Source organism: Streptomyces sp. NBC_00075 (genome assembly GCF_045041225.1).
Classification (GTDB): Bacteria; Actinomycetota; Actinomycetes; order Streptomycetales; family Streptomycetaceae; genus Streptomyces; species Streptomyces adonidis.
Genome location: NZ_CP108243.1, coordinates 1013217 through 1030980 on the forward strand (window position 1 = coordinate 1013217; position 17764 = coordinate 1030980).

General features: G+C 70.0%; 13 protein-coding genes. 3 read left to right on the forward strand and 10 right to left on the reverse strand.

Going from position 1 to position 17764, the window contains the following annotated elements; translation table 11 throughout:
• Nucleotides 1-118: 118 nt before the first annotated feature.
• From OG787_RS04580 to OG787_RS04605, 6 genes are read right to left on the reverse strand one after another with little or no spacing between them, the layout of a single operon-like run.
• Nucleotides 119-3139: an alpha-mannosidase gene (locus OG787_RS04580; protein WP_405534357.1), complete on the reverse strand. Its 3021-nt coding sequence runs from the start codon at nucleotides 3137-3139 to the stop codon at nucleotides 119-121.
• 28 nt (nucleotides 3140-3167) lie between these two features.
• Entirely contained in the window at nucleotides 3168-5234 is a 2067-nt protein-coding gene (locus OG787_RS04585) for an endo-beta-N-acetylglucosaminidase (protein ID WP_405534358.1), read from the reverse strand.
• On the reverse strand, nucleotides 5231-6487 hold the full coding sequence (locus tag OG787_RS04590) for a glycosyl hydrolase (RefSeq protein ID WP_369032181.1): 1257 nt from the start codon (nucleotides 6485-6487) through the stop codon (nucleotides 5231-5233). The genes OG787_RS04585 and OG787_RS04590 overlap by 4 nt, the downstream gene beginning before the upstream one ends.
• A 27-nt stretch (nucleotides 6488-6514) precedes the next feature.
• Nucleotides 6515-7432 carry a carbohydrate ABC transporter permease gene (locus OG787_RS04595; protein ID WP_405534359.1) on the reverse strand — a complete coding sequence of 306 codons (918 nt, stop codon included), beginning with the start codon at nucleotides 7430-7432 and terminating at the stop codon, nucleotides 6515-6517.
• Nucleotides 7429-8352, reverse strand: coding sequence for a carbohydrate ABC transporter permease (locus OG787_RS04600; RefSeq protein WP_405534360.1), 924 nt, complete (start codon nucleotides 8350-8352; stop codon nucleotides 7429-7431). Before OG787_RS04600 ends, OG787_RS04595 begins: the two co-directional genes overlap by 4 nt.
• 7 nt (nucleotides 8353-8359) lie before the next feature.
• Complete coding sequence (locus OG787_RS04605; RefSeq protein WP_369032179.1) at nucleotides 8360-9652, reverse strand: ABC transporter substrate-binding protein; 1293 nt, start codon at nucleotides 9650-9652, stop codon at nucleotides 8360-8362.
• A 225-nt stretch (nucleotides 9653-9877) separates the two neighbouring features.
• Between OG787_RS04605 and OG787_RS04610 the strand changes: the two genes are divergently transcribed.
• Complete coding sequence (locus OG787_RS04610; protein WP_369032178.1) at nucleotides 9878-10930, forward strand: LacI family DNA-binding transcriptional regulator; 1053 nt, start codon at nucleotides 9878-9880, stop codon at nucleotides 10928-10930.
• A gap of 84 nt (nucleotides 10931-11014) precedes the next feature.
• Here OG787_RS04610 and OG787_RS04615 read toward each other — a convergent pair whose 3' ends face one another.
• Together OG787_RS04615 and OG787_RS04620 are read right to left on the reverse strand one after the other, a co-directional pair.
• Nucleotides 11015-12562 carry an alpha-L-fucosidase gene (locus OG787_RS04615; RefSeq protein WP_405534361.1) on the reverse strand — a complete coding sequence of 516 codons (1548 nt, stop codon included), beginning with the start codon at nucleotides 12560-12562 and terminating at the stop codon, nucleotides 11015-11017.
• Between the two features lie 11 nt (nucleotides 12563-12573).
• The gene (locus OG787_RS04620) at nucleotides 12574-14412 is read right to left on the reverse strand and encodes a family 20 glycosylhydrolase (RefSeq protein WP_405534362.1); all 1839 of its coding nucleotides are present in this window, start codon (nucleotides 14410-14412) and stop codon (nucleotides 12574-12576) included.
• A 353-nt stretch (nucleotides 14413-14765) separates the two neighbouring features.
• Here OG787_RS04620 and OG787_RS04625 point away from each other — a divergent pair, with 353 nt between their 5' ends.
• The gene (locus OG787_RS04625; RefSeq protein ID WP_405534363.1) at nucleotides 14766-16109 is read left to right on the forward strand and encodes an amidase; all 1344 of its coding nucleotides are present in this window, start codon (nucleotides 14766-14768) and stop codon (nucleotides 16107-16109) included.
• 30 nt (nucleotides 16110-16139) lie between these two features.
• On the opposite strand, the gene OG787_RS04630 is transcribed toward OG787_RS04625, so the two are convergent.
• The gene (locus tag OG787_RS04630; RefSeq protein ID WP_369032260.1) at nucleotides 16140-16628 is read right to left on the reverse strand and encodes an N-acetyltransferase family protein; all 489 of its coding nucleotides are present in this window, start codon (nucleotides 16626-16628) and stop codon (nucleotides 16140-16142) included.
• 52 nt (nucleotides 16629-16680) lie between these two features.
• The gene (locus OG787_RS04635) at nucleotides 16681-16854 is read right to left on the reverse strand and encodes a hypothetical protein (RefSeq protein WP_369032174.1); all 174 of its coding nucleotides are present in this window, start codon (nucleotides 16852-16854) and stop codon (nucleotides 16681-16683) included.
• A gap of 440 nt (nucleotides 16855-17294) precedes the next feature.
• Between OG787_RS04635 and OG787_RS04640 the strand changes: the two genes are divergently transcribed.
• A complete protein-coding gene (locus tag OG787_RS04640) occupies nucleotides 17295-17744 on the forward strand; it encodes a hypothetical protein (protein ID WP_369032173.1) in 450 nt (149 codons plus the stop codon).
• Nucleotides 17745-17764 lie beyond the last annotated feature (20 nt).

Here is a 17764-nt window from a genome sequence, read left to right on the forward strand (position 1 = left end):
GAATGCGCGGTGCGGAATCTGCGGATCCGCTGTGGCTGGTCGCGCAGTTCCCCGCGCCCCTAAAGGGGCACGGTTCCGCACCCGACTTCCCCGGCGCCGCTGGGCCCTGCGGTAGCTGCTACTGAGCCCGTACGAACCTCAGCGTCACCAGTTCGAACGGGCGCAGGCGTACGGCGATCCGGGCGCCGTCGCGCTGAGGTGCCGCCGCCTCCGCGAGTGGGCGTTCCAGCAGGTCGGTGACCGTGACGGACGTGAACCCGAAGCCGGCGGTGAGCGTGGCGCGGGCGCGTCCGCCGTGGGCCTCGTGGAAGCGGACCACGACATCGCCGCTGCCGTCGTCGGCGAGCTTCACGGCGCTGACGACGACCGCGTCCCGGTCGACACTCACCAGCGGGGCCACGTCCCGCGCGCCGGTCACTCGCCGCTCCGGCAGGTTGATCCGCCAGCCCTCGCGCACCGCGTCGCCGATCCCCGCGCCCGGTACCAGTGCGTGCCGGAAGCGGTGGACGCCCTGGTCTGTCTCGGGGTCGGGGAAGCGCGGTGCGCGCAGGAGGGAGACGCGGACCGTGGTGGTCGTACCGGAGTCGCTGTCACGGACACTTCGGGTGACGTCATGGCCGTACGTCGAGTCGTTGACGATCGCGACGCCCCAGTCCGGCTCCGCCACGTGGACGAAGCGGTGGTTGCACGCCTCGAACTTGGCCGCCTCCCATGAGGTGTTGGTGTGCGTGGGACGGTGGAAGTGCCCGAACTGGGTCTCGGACGCGTACCGTTCGGCGTGCACGTCGAGCGGGAAGGCGAGCTTGAGGAACTTCTCGGTCTCGTGCCAGTCGACCTCCGTGTCGATCAGCAGCTTCCGCTCCCCCGGCGGCAGCGTCAGCACCTGGGTGATGCGCGACGCGCCGAAGGACCGTACGACCCGCAGCGACTCGCCGTCCTCACCTGCGGTGATCTCATCGACGTCGGTCAGGTCGGTGACCGTGTTGCGGTAGAACTCGTCGACGTCCCAGGCGTCCCACATGTTCGGGAAGTCGGGGTGGAGCTGGAGGAGGTTGGCGGCGTGGCCGGGGGCGACGGTCTCGCGGTCGGCCTTGATGTCGTACGCCGACACCACGAGCCCCGCCGCGTCGATCTCGACCCGGAGTAGCCCGTTGTCGAGGGTGTAGCCGCCGGCGAGGCGGGGCGCGAGTGCCGTTTCGCCGATGGTCTCCGGGGTACGGGCAGCGCCCGCCGGGACCCCATCCCGGCTGTGGGGCGCGGAGTTGAAGACGAACTCCGTCGTACCCTCCCCCGCCAGGGCGTGTTGGGCCGCGTCGATGATGCCGTTCAGCTCGGCGGCGAGGCGGTCGTAGGTGGCGCGTGCCTCGCGGTGCACCCAGGCGATCGACGAGCCGGGCAGGATGTCGTGGAACTGGTGGAGCAGGACCGTCTTCCAGATGCGGTCCAACTCCTCGTACGGGTAAGGGAATCCGGCACGGACGGCCGCGGTCGCCGCCCACAGTTCGGCCTCGCGGAGCAGGTGCTCGCTGCGGCGGTTGCCCTGCTTGGTCTTCGCCTGGCTGGTGAGGGTGGCGCGGTGCAGTTCGAGGTACAACTCACCCACCCAGACAGGCGCGTTGGGGTATTCGGCCTCGGCCTTCGCGAAGAACTCGCCGGGGGTCTCCCACTCCACGGTGGCCGAGCCTTCGAGGTTGCCCAGCCGGGCCGCCTTGGCGACCATCTCGCGGGTGGTGCCGCCGCCTCCGTCGCCCCAGCCGGTCGGTGCGAGGGAGTGCCGGGCGACGCCCTTGTCCTTGAAGTTGCGGGCCGCGTGGGCGATCTCGCTGCCCTTCATCGAGCAGTTGTAGGTGTCGACGGGCGGGAAGTGCGTGAAGATCCGGGTACCGTCGATGCCCTCCCACTGGAAGGTGTGGTGCGGGAACTTGTTGGTCTGCGACCACGAGATCTTCTGTGTCAGCAGCCACTTGGAGCCGGCCGCCTTGATGATCTGCGGGAGTCCGGCGGCGAAGCCGAAGGTGTCGGGCAGCCACGCCTCGTCGTTCTCGATGCCGAACTCGTCGAGGAAGAACCGCTTCCCGTGCACGAACTGACGGGCCATCGCCTCCGAGCCCGGCATGTTGGTGTCCGACTCCACCCACATGCCCCCGGCCGGCACGAACCGCCCGTCGGCGACCGCCTTCTTCACCCGGGCCCACACCTCGGGCCGGTGCTCCTTCACCCACGCCCACTGCTGGGCCTGCGACATGGCGAAGACGAACTCGGGCTCGTCCTCGATCAGCGCGGTCATGTTCGCCGTCGTACGGGCCACTTTGCGCACCGTCTCGCGCAGCGGCCACAGCCACGCCGAGTCGATGTGGGCGTGGCCGACGGCGCTGATGCGGTGGGCGGAGGATACGGCGGGCTCGGACAGCACGGTCTCCAGGCGGGCCCGCGCCTGGGCCGCCGTACCGCCCACGTCCTGGAGGTCGACGGCGTCCAGCGCCTTCTCCACCGCCCGCAGGATCTCCCAGCGGCGCGCCGACTCCACAGGCAGCTCGGCCATCAGCTCGCCGAGCACCTCCAGGTCGATCACCAGCTGCCAGACCGTCTCGTCGAAGACGGCCAGGTCCATGCGGGTGAGGGTGTACTGCGGTTCGCTGCCCGCGGTCTCCTTGTCGCCCAACTGGGTGGGCAGGAAGGGGTGGTAGTCGAGGATGACGGGGTTGGACGCGGCCTCGATGTGCAGCCGCACCTCCTCGCCGCCCTCGACCGGCGCCCCGATCCGCACCCACTGGTTGCGCGGGTTGAGCCCCTTCACAGGGGTGCCGTCGGGCCGGTACACCAGGCCCTCGCACTGGAAGCCGGGCATGTTCTCGTCGAAGCCGAGGTCGAGGAGGGCCTCGACGGTCCGCCCGGCCCACGCCTGCGGGACGGTTCCGGTGACCCGGAACCAGCTGGTGCCCCAGGGCGCGCCCCACCGGGCGCCCACCTCGATCGGCTCGGGCACGCCGGCCAGCCCCTCGGCGACGGGCACCGGCTCTCCGGGGGCGTGCCACACGGCGACGTCCAGCGGTACGGACTCGGGGTACACGGCGGGGCGGATACGTTCGTCGAGGACACGCTTCAGACGGCCCTCGACCAGGTTGCGGTCGTCATGCATGCGGGGTGCTCCGTAATCGGCTGGGGGGTTACCAGGTGTGCGTGACGGTCACGGGGGCCGACGCGGTGTACAGCTCCCCTACGGCGCGCACCTCGAACCGTGCGATCTGCTCGCCCTGTTCGGGTGCGAGGCCGGCGACGAAGAACGCCCGCTGGCCGGTGGCGCCGAGGAAGCGGCGGGTTCCGTCGGGGAGTACGCGGTGGAGGGTGTGGTGGCGTACGGGGACCGAGCCCGGGGCGGGAGTCCAGGCGAAGCGCAGGTCGCCTCCGGTGGCGCCGGTGATCTGTACGTCGGCCGGGGCGGCGGGCGTCTCGACGCCGTTGTGAACAGCGATGCCACCCAGCCGCCACTGAACCGGGTCAACACCGGTCGGGGTGAGCCGGACGCCGAGCGCGTGAACGGTCCCGTTGGTGGTCAGGTCTGTGAGCGGCACGGTCACGGTCTGCCAGCCGTTGATCGAGTTCACAGGCATGCCACTGTTGGCCAAGTTCACGGGCGTACCGCTGTTGACCGAGTTCACAGGGATATACGTGTACGGCGGTGTCGCACCGGGCGCGCTCGGCTCGGCGGTGGCAACGGCCAGCTCGACGTTCACACCCCCAGCGTCCGTGCGATGCGTCAGCTCGACAACCGTGTTCACACCGATCGGCAGCCGAGTCGCGTACACATCGACCGTGACTGGCTCATCCAGTGAGCCACTGACCAGGACACTGCTGCCACCACGCCAGGCATCGGCGAAGTCGAACGAGACCGCGGGCCGCACCCCCTCCGTCCGCACCACCCACCGTCGCGACGGCAGCCGGTCCTGGAGCCCGAGATGGTTCCAGGCCGCGTCCGAGGTGACCGCCCCCTCCTCGTACCACCGCACCCCGTGCCCGGTGTTGAACACACTGGCGAACGGAACCGACGTCACCGTCGACCGGTCCGCGACCGACACCGCAGGCGCCCGCCAGCTGTCCGTCCCGTCGGGCGCGGCCGGGTCCAGTGACCGTCCGGTCCAGAAGCGGTCGTCGGCCGCGTGGAAGTCGCCGGGGGTGCGGCCGGCGGGCAGGTGGTTGCGGGTCCACTCGGGCCGGTAGAACCCCAGCGAGACGACGTGCGCCTTGTTGGTCGGCACGATGGCGTCCCAGTTCACGGAGGAGTTCCAGCCGTTCGCCTCCACGTCCACGCCAGCCCACAACTCGTACCGGCTGCGCCCGAGTTGGTCGGCGGTCGTACCGGACGACGTCAGCTTCGCCGCCGTCCAGCGGAAGTCCACGAACATCGAGTCGGCGGCCTGGAAAAAGGCCTGGTTCTGGCTGTTGAGCGCGCCCTGCCAGCTCACCGTGCCGTTCACCGTCATCGAGTCGTACCAGGTCACCCGCTGCCCCGCCGCCACGGACAGCGCCTTCAACTCCCGTACGAAACCGAGCATGTCGGTGCCGAGTGCGGTGTTGCCCCCGCTGGTCTCGGCGTTGACGAACCAGCCGTCGAAGCCGTACGCCGCCGCGACGGCGACGAGTTGGGCGGCCAGCGGATAGCGGCCCGCGGCGTCCTTCTGCACCAGGTCGCGCGTCCACTGCAACTGGCCGCCGTAGGCGACGGGCGGCAGGAAGATGTTGCCGAGGACGGGTACGCCGTGCCGGTGGGCGGCGTCGACGATCGGCGCGTTCGGCGCGAGGATCAGGCCCTCGCCGGACGAGCCGCCCCAGAAGACGAGTTCGTCGATGTACGCCCAGTGGGTGAGCGCGTAGTAGTCGGCGGTGGCCGAGCCCTGGGAGGGGTTGGAGGCGGTCGGGCCGAACGAGACAAGCGACTGGACGCGGGCCTGGCCGGACCGGGCGGTCGCGTTGGCCGGGGTCGGGGTGAACCGGGCGGCGAGCGGCACGGACGCCGTGTTGAAGGCGAGGTCGGCGTCACCGGCCGCGCTCCAGGCCTTCAGGCTGCGCCAGGTGATGCCCGCGCCCGGGGTGCCCGAGGGCAGGGAGTCCGGGTACCAGTAGGAGGCGTACGGCGGTGTCGCGGCGGCGGTCGCCGAGGCTGCCGAGGCCGGAAGTGCCGGGAGCAGGGCGGCTGTTGTGGCGGCGAGCAGGACGGTGCGTCTGGTGGGGTTCACGAGCGGGTGCCTCCTTGTGGGGTGGGGAGTACCTGGTCGGGAGTGACGACTTCGGTGATGCCACGCGCGGCGAGGTGGGCCGGGTCGTCCGCGCGCGAGTCCAGGACGGTGGTCGGTCGGGCCCCGTCGGCGGTGAGCCGGAAGAACGCGTCGAAGACCGGCCCGCCGGGTGCGCAGGCCGAGCGGGCAGCGGGGTCCGCCGGTATGACGAGCGCGGTGGTCCGGGACTTCGGGGTGTACGTGCGCTCGCGGGCCGCGCGCTCCAACACCCGGGCGGCGTCCTTGGGTTGCCGGTCGTTGGTCAACAGGCCGAGACCGTACTCGAGTTCGGGGAAGTCGGCGAGGTCGCGGGAGACGTCGTGGGAGCACCACCACGTGATGCCCCACAGGTCGGGGCAGTCGAGGGCGTTCGCGACGGTCGCCTCGGTGAAGGCGGCGGCGTGCTCGGCGGGGACCAGTGGCGCGGGCGCCCCGACCTCCTGGAGCCAGACCGGACGGCCCGGATCGTCGGCCCACGCCTTGCTCAACTCGACGAGATACGCGGCGTGGTGCTCGGCCGGGACGGAAGTACGGCCGTGCCGCTGGGCGGTGCCGTTGAACACCCAGGAGTGCACGGCGGTGACCGCGCCGCGCCGGGCGGCCTGGGCCGGGGTGAACGGCTGGTCGTCCTGGTACCAGGTCGCGTCGTACTCGGCGTGCAGATGCAGCCTGCCCGGAGCGCCCTCCTCGCAGGCGGCGAGCATCCGCTCCAGCCAGGCGTCGATCTGGTCGGCGGTCGCCCGGTCCGGGTCCGGATGGGGGCCCGCCGAGAACTGGTTGACCTCGTTGCCGAGGGTCATGCCGATGAAGTTGGGCCGGTCGGCGAGGGCGGCGGCGAGCGTGCGCAGGTAGACCGCCTGCCCCTCGACGACCTCCGGGTCGGTGAAGAGGTTCCGCCGGTGCCAGGTCCGTGTCCAGGCCGGCAGGAAGTCGAAGCTGCTCAAGTGCCCCTGAAGTCCGTCCACGTTGACGTCGAGGTCGAACTCGGCGGCGGCGTCCGCGAGTTGGACGAGCTGCTCGACGGCCCGGGGGCGGATCAGTGTGCGGTTGGGCTGGAAGTAGGGCCAGAGCGGGAAGACCCGGATGTGGTCGAGTCCGAGGTCCGCGATGGAGTCGAGGTCGGCGCGTACGGAGTCGAGGTCGAAGTCGAGCCAGTGGTGGAACCACCCTTCGCTCGGGGTGTAGTTGACGCCGAAGCGCACGGCGGAAGGCATACGGTGTCCTTGCACTCGATGGGGGTGTCAGCCCTTGACGGCGCCCTCGCCCACCCCACGGAAGAAGTACCGCTGGAGACAGGCGAAGAGGGCGATCAGCGGTGCCACCGCGATGACCGTGCCGGCGGCGACGAGCCGTTCGTCGTTGGCGAAGGTGCCGTGCAGATAGTTGAGGCCGATGGTCAGGGTGAACTTGGACGGGTCGCTGAGCACGATGAGCGGCCACAGGAAGTCGTCCCAGGCACCCATGAAGGCGAAGATCGCGACGACGGCGAGGGTGCCCTTCACCGACGGCAGCGCGATCCGCAGGAACCGCTGCCAGGAGTTGGCTCCGTCGACGAAGGCCGCCTCCTCGATCTCGTAGGGGAGGTTGAGGAAGGCGTTGCGCATCAGCAGGACGTTCATGGCGCCGACGCAGCCGGGCAGGACGACCCCGATGAGGGTGTTGTTCAGGCCGAGTTCCCGCATGGTCGTGAACTGGGCGATGATGATGCCCTCCACGGGCACGAGCATCGCTAGGATGAAGGCGAGCGTGGCCACGCGGCGGCCTCGGTAGCGCAGCCGGGCCAGTGCGTAGCCCGCGAGTGCCGAACCGACGCAGTTGGTCACGACGTTGGCGCCGGCGACCTTCAGGGAGTTGAGGGCGTAGTCCCAGACGGGGATGGTGTCGGCGACGCGTTCGTAGTTGTGGAGGGTCGGGTCGCCCGGCAGGAACTTCGGCGGGGAGCTGAAGATGTCCTCGGTCGGGCCTTTGAGGGATGTCGACAGCTGCCACAGGAACGGGCCGACGGTCAGGGCGAGGACGCCGATCAACAGGGCGTAGCGCAGGGCGAGTTCCCAGGCGCGGACGCGTCGGCCGTGCTCGTCCACGACCCGTCCCTTCCGGACGGGCGCCGGGCGCTCGGTCGGACGTACCGCCGATGGCTGTTTCTCCAGCACGCTCACGGGGTGTCCTCCCTGCGGTCGGCGCGCAGGACGAGGAGCATCAGCGCGACGGTGACGGCGAAGACGACGACGGAGAGGGCGGAGGCGTAGCCGACGCGGCCGGTGAGGCCGGTGCCGGTGCGCTGGACCAGCATGACGAGGGTGGTGTCCTCGCCCGCGGGGCCGCCGTCCGGGCCGGCCATCAGGTACACCTCGGAGAACACCTTGAACGCGGCGACCGAGGACAGCGCGCCGACCAGGACCATCGTGGAGCGGACGGCGGGCACGGTGACCGTGAGGAAGCGGCGTACCGCGCCCGCGCCGTCCACGGCTGCGGCCTCGTGGAGTTCGCGCGGGACGTTGGCGAGCGCCGCGAGGTAAATGATCATGTAGTAGCCGAGGCCCTTCCAGACCGTGACGGCCATGGCGCTCAGCAGAAGCAGCCACTGGTCGCTGAGGAAGCCGACCCGGCCGACGCCGATCGCCTCCAACAGCGAGTTGACCAGGCCGCGTTCGTCGAGCAGCCACACCCAGATGAGCCCGACGACGACGATCGACGCGACGACCGGGGTGTAGAAGGCCGACCGGAAGAAGGTGATGCCGGGGATGTTCTTCTGGACCAGCAGCGCGAGCAGCAGGGGCAGCAGGACGAGCGCGGGGACGACCCCGACGACGTACAGCGTGCTGTTGCGCAGGCCGATCCAGAACATGTCGTCGTGCAGCAGCTCACGGAAGTTGGCGAGGCCCACGAACTCGCCGGGGATCAGGGTCCTGCGGTCGGTGAAGGAGTTGATCAGGGTGGAGACGAACGGGTAGAGGATGAAGGCGCCGACGATCAGCAGCCCGGGGGCGGCGAACAGCCAGGGGCTGGTGGGCAGTTGACGCCGTACGGATACCAACCGCCCCGGCCGCCGCACACGTTCGGTTGCGGGACTGGCCATGTCGGCCTCAGCCCTGCTGCTGGAGGAGCCGGTCACAGGCCTTGACAGCGTTGTCGAGAGCTTCCTCGGGGCTCTGCTTCCCCTGGAGCGCCCGTGCCACGGAGTTGCGCAGTTCGGTCTTCATCTGCTCGCTGAACAGCACGGGCGTGTAATTGACCGCGTTCTTGAGGGACTTGGCGGCGGCGATCCGCACCCGGGTATCGTCGGTGCCGTCCTCCTCGGTGAAGTACGGGTCGTCGAGCGAGCCGGCCGTGCTGGGGAAGATGGCGACCTTCTTGGCGAACGACATCTGGTGCTCGGCGTCGGTGACGTAGTGCGCGAAGGCGACGGCGGCGGGCTTGCGCTTGCTCTGCGCGTTCACCATCACGCCCATGACGTACATGTTGACCTTGCCGGTGCTGGTGATCTGGTCGGTGATGCCGATGTTCTTGTACAGGTTCGGCGCCTGCTTCTTGAAGTTGCCGAGGTCCAGGGCACTGCCCGGGTTCATGGCGACGGCGCCGGTCAGGAACTTCTTCCCTGACGACTCGGGGGTCGCGGTCAGCGCCTGCGGGTCGAGCGCCTTGGCGTCGTACAACTCCTTGTACTTGGTGAGGAGTTCGACTCCCTTGGCGTCGTTGAAGGCGAAGGCGGTACCGGCGTCGTTCATGAGGGGGACGCCGTAGCGGCCGAAGTCCTCGATGGTGGGCACGTTGGCGAGCGTGGCGACCTTGCCGTCGCTCTTCTGCGCCAACTCCAGGGCGTCGGCGAAGAGTTCGTCGTACGTCTTGGGCGGCTGCTCGGGGTCGAGGCCCGCCTCCGTGAACAGGGACTTGTTGTAGAAGAGCGGGCCGGTGTTCAGATACCAGGGGAAGGCGTACGTCCCGGTCATGCCCGGGATCTCATGGCTCGCCCAGGCCCCCGGCAGATACTCACTCTTGTACTGGGCGGCGGCCTTGTCGAGGTCGAGCGCGAGGCCGGCCTTGGCGAGCGGGGCGACGAGGTCCGGCGAGACGTTGACGACGTCGGGCAGGGTGCCGCCCGCCGCGTCCGCGCTGATCTTGTCGGCGTAACCCTCGGCGGGCTGGTCGATCCACTTCACGTCGGTACCCGGGTACTTCTTCTCGAAGTCGGCGACGAGCCCCTCGAAGTACGACTTGAAGTTGGCGCGGAGGTTCCAGGTCTGGAAGGTGATGTCGCCCTCGATCTTGCCGGAGGCGTCGGTGGAACCACTGTCGCCGCTCCCGGAGCCGCAGGCGCTCAGCGGCAGGACGACGGCGATGACGGCAGCGGTGGCGAGAACTCTGCGGGGGATGCGCACGGCGGACGGGCTCCTTTGCGGCGGCGGTGGCCAATGGTGCCGGGGCAGACCCTGCACGCCCCGCGCCGGGCAAGTCAATGGATTCCGCTCAGCTAAATTCATTAGTTGGTCAACATGCCAGGTCAGATAGTTGAGTTGGCGGTATTGCGGCCGATCACTAATGCGCTTTAGGCTTGCCGGGCTCAAGCGCATTAGTACACAGCCACCGGGAATTGGGGAGCAGGGATGCCGGCCAAGCGGTCGCCCGCGCGCAGACCGACGATGAAGGACATCGCACAGCGCGCCGGGGTCTCCGAGAGCGCGGTCTCCTTCGCACTCAACGGCCGCCCGGGAGTCTCCGAGGTCACCCGGGACCGAGTGCGGCGGGTCGCCGAGCAGCTGGGCTGGCGACCCAGCACCGCGGCGCGCGCACTGTCCGGTGAGGGCGCGGCCACGGTGGGGCTGGTGGTGGCGCGCCCGGCCGACACCCTGGGCGTCGACTCCTTCTTCCTCCAGCTCATCTCGGGCATCCAGGAAGTGCTGGCGGAGCGTCATCTCGGCCTGCTCTTCCAGGTGTTGGAGGGCGTCGACGACGAGTGCGCGGTGTACCGCCGCTGGTGGGCGGAGCACCGGGTCGACGGTGTGCTGGTCGTCGACCCACGCACGGACGACCCGCGCCCCGGCCTCCTCGACGAACTGGGCCTGCCCGCCGTGGTGATCGGCGGCGCCCCGGACGAACGGCACCCCGGCTGGTCGACGGTGTGGGCGGACGACGCGGGCGCGATGGCCTCGGTCGTGGACCGGCTGTACGCGCTGGGCCACCGCCGGATCACGCACATCGCGGGGCTCCCCGGCCTCGCGCACACCGAGCGCCGGATCCGTACGCTGCGCGCCGAGGCCGAGCGGCGCGGCCTGACGGAGGTCCGTTCGGTGACCACGGACTACTCGGACGCGCAGGGCGCCGCCGTCACCCGGGGTGTCCTGAGCGGCGACGCTCCCCCGACCGCCCTGGTCTACGACAACGACGTGATGGCGCTCGCCGGAGTCGCCGCCGCGACAGAACTCGGTTTCTCGGTGCCGGCGGACGTGTCGGTGGTGTCCTGGGAGGACTCGGCGCTGTGCCGGATGGTCAAGCCGTGGCTGTCGGCGCTGTCGCGGGACACGGTGGAGTTCGGCCGTACGGCGGCCCAGGAGCTGACGGCGCTGCTGGACGGCGGCCCGGCGCGGACCGTACGCGTACCGGTGCCGCGGCTGATCGAGCGGGACAGCACGGGCCCCTGCGGAGCAGGGGCCCTCTGAACCGCGCGGGGTGGACGCCGTACCCCCGTGTGTACCCCCGTACCCTTGCACGGCGTCCACCCCGCACCCCGTAGACATGAGTCCTCAGACCCGGGATTGATACAGCCCGAACTCCGCGATCCGAACGGTCGACCGCGCCTGTGTCACCCGGACCCGCCACCGCCGCGCCCGAACCGGCGTCGCCAGCAACAGAATCCGGCTCGCGCCGATCGTGCCCGCGCCCGTGACCTTGGTCCAGCGCCCCCCGGTGAACGCCTCAACGACGAAGGCTTCGACCTGTTGCCCGTGCTGGATGTCCTCCGCGAGGCGCATCCGGTCCGCCGCCAGCTCCCTGCCGAGGTCGACGGTGACGACACCCGGAGTCCGGGTCACTGAGGCGCCGATCGTCAGGTCGGCCGGCAGCTCGCTGTCGACCCGCTCCCGGAACTCCCGCAGCCGGGTGACGTCGGAGGCGGCGAGGAGGCCGTCCGTGTCCGGCGGGACGTTGAGGAGGAGGACGGCGTTGCGGCCGACCGAGCCGAAGTAGATCTCGGTCAACTGGTCGACCGTCTTGGGCTGTTGGTCGGCGTGGTAGAACCAGCCGTCGCGGATGGAGACGTCGCACTCGGCGGGCCACCACTGGAGGTAGTCCGTCACGGGGTGAGCCTTCACCAGGGCGTCCCGGCTGCCCTCGTCCGGGGTGTCGTAGGACAGGGCCCAGTCGGTGCGGCCGTACTGGTTCTCCTTGACCGGGATGACGCTCCACTCGTCCTCGCGCGCGGTTCCGCCCTCGTTGCCGACCCAGCGCAGATCGGGGCCGGTGACGGCGATCGCGGCGTCCGGGGCGAGGGTCCGCACCAGGGTGTACCAGCTGTCCCAGTCGTAGCTCTCCACCTTGTCGGGCGGGATGTGGCCCTGGGCGCCGTCGAACCACACCTCGTCGACGGTCCCGTACTCGGTGAGCACCTCGTACAGCGTGTTGAGCATGTGGGCGCCGTAGTCGGTCGCGTCGAGCGTGTAGAAACGCTCCGGCGACCGGTCGTCGCCCGCCAGGAGCGTCGGGACGGTGTGCGGGGAACGGACGCTGCCGTTGGCGTAGACGCCGTGGAGGTACTGGTTCTCGTCGGCCGGGGAGATGTACACGCCGACCTTCAGCCCGTACCGGCGCATGGAATCGGCGAACGAACGCAGCACATCACCCTGCCCACCTCGCCAACTGCTCGATGCCACCGAGTGATCGGTGTACCGAGAGGGGTAGAGGACGAAGCCGTCGTGGTGCTTGACGGTGAGGATGGCGAGCTTGAAGCCGCCGTCGCGCAGGGCTCGCGCCCACTGGTCGGTGTCGAGCCCGGCCGGCTGGAAGACGTTCGGGTCCTCGTCGCCGGTACCCCATTCGAGGCCGGTGAAGGTGTTCACGCCGAAGTGCAGGAACGCGGTCCGCTCCAGCCGCTGCCAGGCGATCTGCCGTGCGGTGGGCCGGACTTGGGAGGCCTTGCGGACGAGATCGGCCGCGCTGTCGGCCGGGGACACGGGGATGCGGTAGAGGGGGTCTTCCGCCGCCTCGGCGGCTGCCGCGACCGACGTGACCGAGGGGAGTCCGGTCACGGCAAGCGTGGTGGCTGCGGTGACGAAGATGCGTCTGGAGATGGTCATGGGGTGTCTCCTCAGCTCAGGTGCCAGACAGCGGGCGGGCGTTGGTCGGTGGGGTACTGCACGATCCGGCCGTCGTCCGAGACGGTCAGCGCCATCTGCGTGATCGCGTTGACGAGCAGGTAGCCGCCCGCCACCGGCGCCAGCTGCCAGCGCTGGAGGGTGCTCGTGGCGTCACAGCTGTCCCAGGTCGCCTGGACGCCGGGCTGCAACGGCACGTTGAGGGTGAGCTTGCCGCCACTGATCGCCAGGCAACCCGCCGACGTACGCAGCGTCACATAACCGTCCGCCGTGCGCCGCACCTCGGCGACAAGGGAAGCGGCGCCGGCCGTCAACGTGTACGTCCCGTCCGCGACCGACACCCGGGTCAGGTCCCGCCAGCCGGGCGCGTGCCCGACAGCCGTCCCCCGCGCGGTGAACCGGTCGTACGTGGCGTCGGGATGCGGATCGCCCCAGGTGGCCTGCGCGACGTGCCGCAGCGCGGGGTCGGTGTCGACGGCGACCTCGTTCTCGGTCTCACCGCGCCCGTTGTCCGGCCAGAGGCTGATCTTCGCGCCGGTGATCCCCTGGCTGGAGGCGACCTTCTCGCCCTCGAAGCTGCGCGGGTCCCAACTCTGGTCGTACAGGCCCTTGGTGTCGCTGTGGAAGCCACCCCGGACGAGGTACAGCGCATAGGCCGCGTTCATCAACGGGTAGCCCTGGGCGAGGAGTTGGCTCGGCTTCACGGCCACGTTGATCCAGTGCTCGACCGTGGTGCCCGCGGTCACCGGCACCGTGTTGGCGCCGGTGAGCCCGTCGTTCCAGATGCGCAGCTTCTTGCCCTTGGCGGTCACATAGGCCTGGACGCGGTTGACGAAGTCGATGAAGGCGTCCTGGGGTGTGGCGTTCGCCCCGTACTTCTCCTGCGCATACCGCAGCACCTGCGGGTACTTGGCGAAGTCGGAGCCGAGCATGTACTCGTCGGCGCCCATGTGCCAGGAGCCGCCGGTGAACACCTGGGCGTACTCGTCGATCAGGCTCGTGTAGTAGTCGAAGGCGGCCGGCTGGGTGATGTCGAGCCGGCTGGGCTGCTTGTTGCCGTCGGAGTCGGTGAGCTGGAGATCGGGACGGTTCTCGATCCAGGGGTCCATGTGGCCCGGGGAGTTGATCTCCGGAATGATCTCGACGTGGTACTTGTCACCGAGGGCGACGAGCCGCCGGATCTCGTCCTTGGTGTAGTAGCCCCAGGTGTTGGCCTCGGGGTGGGCGTCGCTCTTCACCTTGAGTTCCAGGAGCAGCTGGTTGAGCTTGTGGTACGCCATGTCGCGTACGAGGTTCTCCAGCCACGCGGTCGAGATGTGGATGTAGCAGGCGCACACGCCGACACCCCGCTCCGCGTACCGGGGCACGTCGACCGTGCGTCCGGCGGGGATCCGGTCGCCCTGGGCGAGGAGTTGGAGGACGGTGCGGGTGCCGTAGAAGGCGCCGCGCTCGGTCGCGCCGGTGACCGACAGCCGTGCGCCTGCCCGGAGTTCGTACCCCTCGGCGCCCAACGCGGCCCTGCCCGACTGGACATCGATAACGATGTCACCGGTACGCGCGCCACCGCTGACGACGGGTACGTCGCCATGCCCCGCGTCGCGCAGATCGTCGGCGAGGGTGTCCGCGATCCTGCGTTCGGGCGCTGTGTCGGCGACCAACCGGGCAGAGGCATCGAACTTGTAACTCCCCCGCTCCGGGGTCCAGTTGGTGAGCGCGGGCACGGTGACCGGAACACTCGCCGCCACCGTCTGCGCGACGGCCGGAACCGGGGCGGCGAGCAGCAGGAAGGCCACCAGCACACCCAGAAGCCGACGTCTTGGATACCTACTCATCTGGAAGCTCCCATTCATCGGAGGTGTGATGATTGAGCGCGCCTCAGGTGCTGTCAATGGGGTCCGGAGTCAGGGAAGTTCGGCCAGTGATCGGATGACCAGCGGCTCTATGGCCGGAGCCGGGCGCCCCGGCGGGCAAAAAGTCCAAGAGGCCCGGCCCGAATGTCCAAGCTCGACACCTTCGACGCCCCTGGATCCCCAGGCCCGACATCCCTGGATCCCCAGGTCCGACACCACAGGCCCTCAGGCCCGACACCCCCGGGCCCGACGACTCTCGACGCCACTTGTACTCACGAGTAGCCTCATCGCCTCACGCGTAGCACGATGTGTCGCATCCACCCCGAGGAGCCCCCGTGACCAGCTGGGCCGGCCGTACCGCCACCGAGATCGCCGCCGCCGTACGCGAGAAGCGCGTGACGCCCCGTGAAGTCGTGGCCGAACATCTGGCGCGGATCGAACTGCTGGACGCCCGCGTCGGAGCGTTCCGCCGACTGCGGGCCCAGGAGGCCCTGGCCGAGGCGGACGAGGTGGCCGCCCGCACCGATCTGGCCGACCTGCCGCTCGCGGGCGTACCCCTGGCGGTCAAGGACAACCTGGCTGTGCGCGGCGAGTCGACCCGGCACGGCACCTCGGCGACGCCGGACACCCCCGCCGACCACGACCATGTCACCGTGGCCCGGCTCCGCGCGGCGGGCGCGATCGTCGTCGGCGTCACCAATGTGCCCGAGCTGTGCATCTGGGGCACCACCGAGGGCACCCTCGGCACGGCCCGCAACCCGTGGGACACCACCCGTACGGCAGGCGGTTCGTCGGGTGGCAGCGCGGCGGCCGTCGGCGCCGGGATGGTGCCGATCGCGCTCGGCAACGACGGGATGGGCTCGCTGCGCATCCCCGCCGCCAACTGCGGTGTCGTCACCATCAAGCCGGGCCTCGGGGTCGTCCCGGCGGGCATCGGCAACGGCGACTGGTTCGGCATGTCCGAGAACGGCCCGCTGGCGACGACGGTCGAGGACGCCCGTCTGATGCTGTCGATCCTCGCGGACACCGAGTTCGTACGGTCGGACGCGCACGCCGGCCGCAAGGTCGCCCTCTCGGTCCGCAGCCCCATCACCGGCGTCACCATCAGCAGGCCGTACGTGTCCGCCGCGCGCGAGGCCGCCGCCCTGCTGGACGGCGCCGGTCACCAGGTGCGGCCCGCCGACCCGCCGTACCCGCTGTCGATCGGCGTCACCTCCTTCACGCACTGGACGGCGGGCACGGCACGCGACGCGGAGGGCTTCGACAAGAGCGGGCTGACCCGGCGCACCCGCGTGCACGCGGCCATCGGGCGTCGCTTCGTCGGCTACGTCGAGCGGGGACAGCACAAGGAGCAACTGCGCCGACGCCTGGAGCCGTTCTTCGCCGAGCACGACGTCCTGCTCACGCCGGCACTCGCCCGCCGCTCCCCCGCGGCAGCCGCCTGGCACGAGCGGGGCTGGCTGCGCAACATCCTCGCCAACACCAACTACTCGCCGATGACGCCCCCGTGGAACCTGACGGGCTGGCCGGCGATGGCCGTACCCTTCGGCACCCTGCCCTCGGGCGCGCCCTGCGCCGTACAGCTCGTGGGCCGCCCGGGCTCGGAGGCCGTACTCCTTGACATGGCACAGCAGTTGGAGGAGCTGCACCCCTGGCAGCGGACGGCTCCGCTCGCCTAGAGAGCCCCTGAGCCCCGAGCGGGGTGGCGGTCAGTCGGCCAAGGCCTTGTGCATGATGTGCAGGCCCACCCGGCCGTGCCGGGGATGGTCGAACGCGTCCGGGACCGTGCCCAGGATCGTGAAGCCGAGCGAAGTCCACAGCTTGACCGCCGGGTTGGTCTCGACGACCGCGTTGAAGACCATCCCCCGATAGCCGTGGGCCTCGGCCTCGCTGAGGACGTGTGAGGCGAGCGCGCGGCCGATGCCACGGCCGCCGCAGTCGGGGTCGACCATGAAGCCGGCGTTGGCGATACGGGCCGCGGGGCCACCGTAGTTGGGGGTGAGAAAGGCTGAGCCGACGACAGCCCCCGCGCCGTCCTCGGCGACGTACACACGCTTGGCCGGGCTCATCCACAGGGCGCGGGCCGCTTCCTCGGAGGTGTCCGGGTCCCAGGTATAGGTCTCGGCGGCGGCGACGATGCGGTGCCAGAACGGCCAGATCCGCGGCCAGTCACCGGCCGCGGCTTCCCTGATGATCAGCATGGACGTGAGTTTTGTGGCACGCCCATGCCGACGTCAATCTCGACGGGTGCTAGTCGACGCTGGGCAGGATGTGCGGCTCGGCGAGGTCGTCCTCATAACCCGCCAGGCGGATCGGGGCCGACCTGGCCCACACGTCGAGGCTGCCGAGCCGGTCGCTCCGGTCGACAGGTGCCTCCGTGCGTTCCTCGGGGCCTTGTTCGAGATTCGTCTTCTCCGGTGTCACCGCGCACTCCTTATGTGTCGGGTCACCCTCAGGACAATCGGGACCAGTCTGATGCCGGTCGCTCCACATCCACTCGGGTCTGGGTCAAGAGCAGTCAGGACGCGGTGGCGCCGGTAACGGACCGTGGGTGTGGGTGGAACCCAGTCGTGCTGCCCGTCGGCTCCAGTATTAACCAAATGAGCGCATGCCCGCTCGATGGGGTGAAAACAAGCGGTAAAGATCTCACGTCGCTCAGTGTTCATTCAGCCATAATCTGGGGTTGTTTGTTACCTGGCGCACGGTTTGAGCATCACCCGTACGGCTCAACCGACGGACCCTCGTACGGCATTGCCGGAACACGTCCGGCAGTTCAGCTCCCGTTGGCCCGCGCGCAAGTCGCCCATGATCTGCTGCCCGAAGGCAACGGCTGGTCCCGCGGTAGGACTCGGGAGGACTGACGCATGGAGCTGCGCGGCGTCGAGGAGCTGATGGATCTGCTGCACGCCTGCCGGGGCACCCCCGAGCCCGGCGGCGGCCCCGTCGACCTGCATCAGCACGCGCTCCAGACGGCCGCCCTGCTGCGCCGAAGTCGCCCGGCCGACAAGGAACTCCAGATCGCGGGCCTGGTCCACGTCACAGGCCGGCTCCTGGCCCCCGGCGACCCCACCCGCCACGCCCGTACGGCGGCGGACGCCGTACGGCACCTGCTCGGCGAACGGGTGGCCCGCCTCGTACAGGACAGCCCGCACGCCACGGACCTGGACCCGCACGTCGACGCCGACACCCTGACCCTGCGCCAGGCGGACGAGGCCGGCCGCGCCCCGGGCTTCGACGCGGGCGTCCTGGAGGACTGGCGCACCCTGCTGGAACTCGTCGCGGAACAGCACTCCCGCCTGGGCGCCGTGGACTGAACCCCCTCAACCCTCGTACG

Coding starts and splice junctions, on each gene's coding strand:
- OG787_RS04610 (WP_369032178.1), top strand. CDS start 9,878: ATGCCGGCCAAGCGGTCGCCCGCGCGCAGACCGACGATGAAGGACATC.
- OG787_RS04615 (WP_405534361.1), bottom strand. CDS start 12,562: ATGACCATCTCCAGACGCATCTTCGTCACCGCAGCCACCACGCTTGCC.
- OG787_RS04600 (WP_405534360.1), bottom strand. CDS start 8,352: ATGGCCAGTCCCGCAACCGAACGTGTGCGGCGGCCGGGGCGGTTGGTA.
- OG787_RS04640 (WP_369032173.1), top strand. CDS start 17,295: ATGGAGCTGCGCGGCGTCGAGGAGCTGATGGATCTGCTGCACGCCTGC.
- OG787_RS04620 (WP_405534362.1), bottom strand. CDS start 14,412: ATGAGTAGGTATCCAAGACGTCGGCTTCTGGGTGTGCTGGTGGCCTTC.
- OG787_RS04580 (WP_405534357.1), bottom strand. CDS start 3,139: ATGCATGACGACCGCAACCTGGTCGAGGGCCGTCTGAAGCGTGTCCTC.
- OG787_RS04590 (WP_369032181.1), bottom strand. CDS start 6,487: ATGCCTTCCGCCGTGCGCTTCGGCGTCAACTACACCCCGAGCGAAGGG.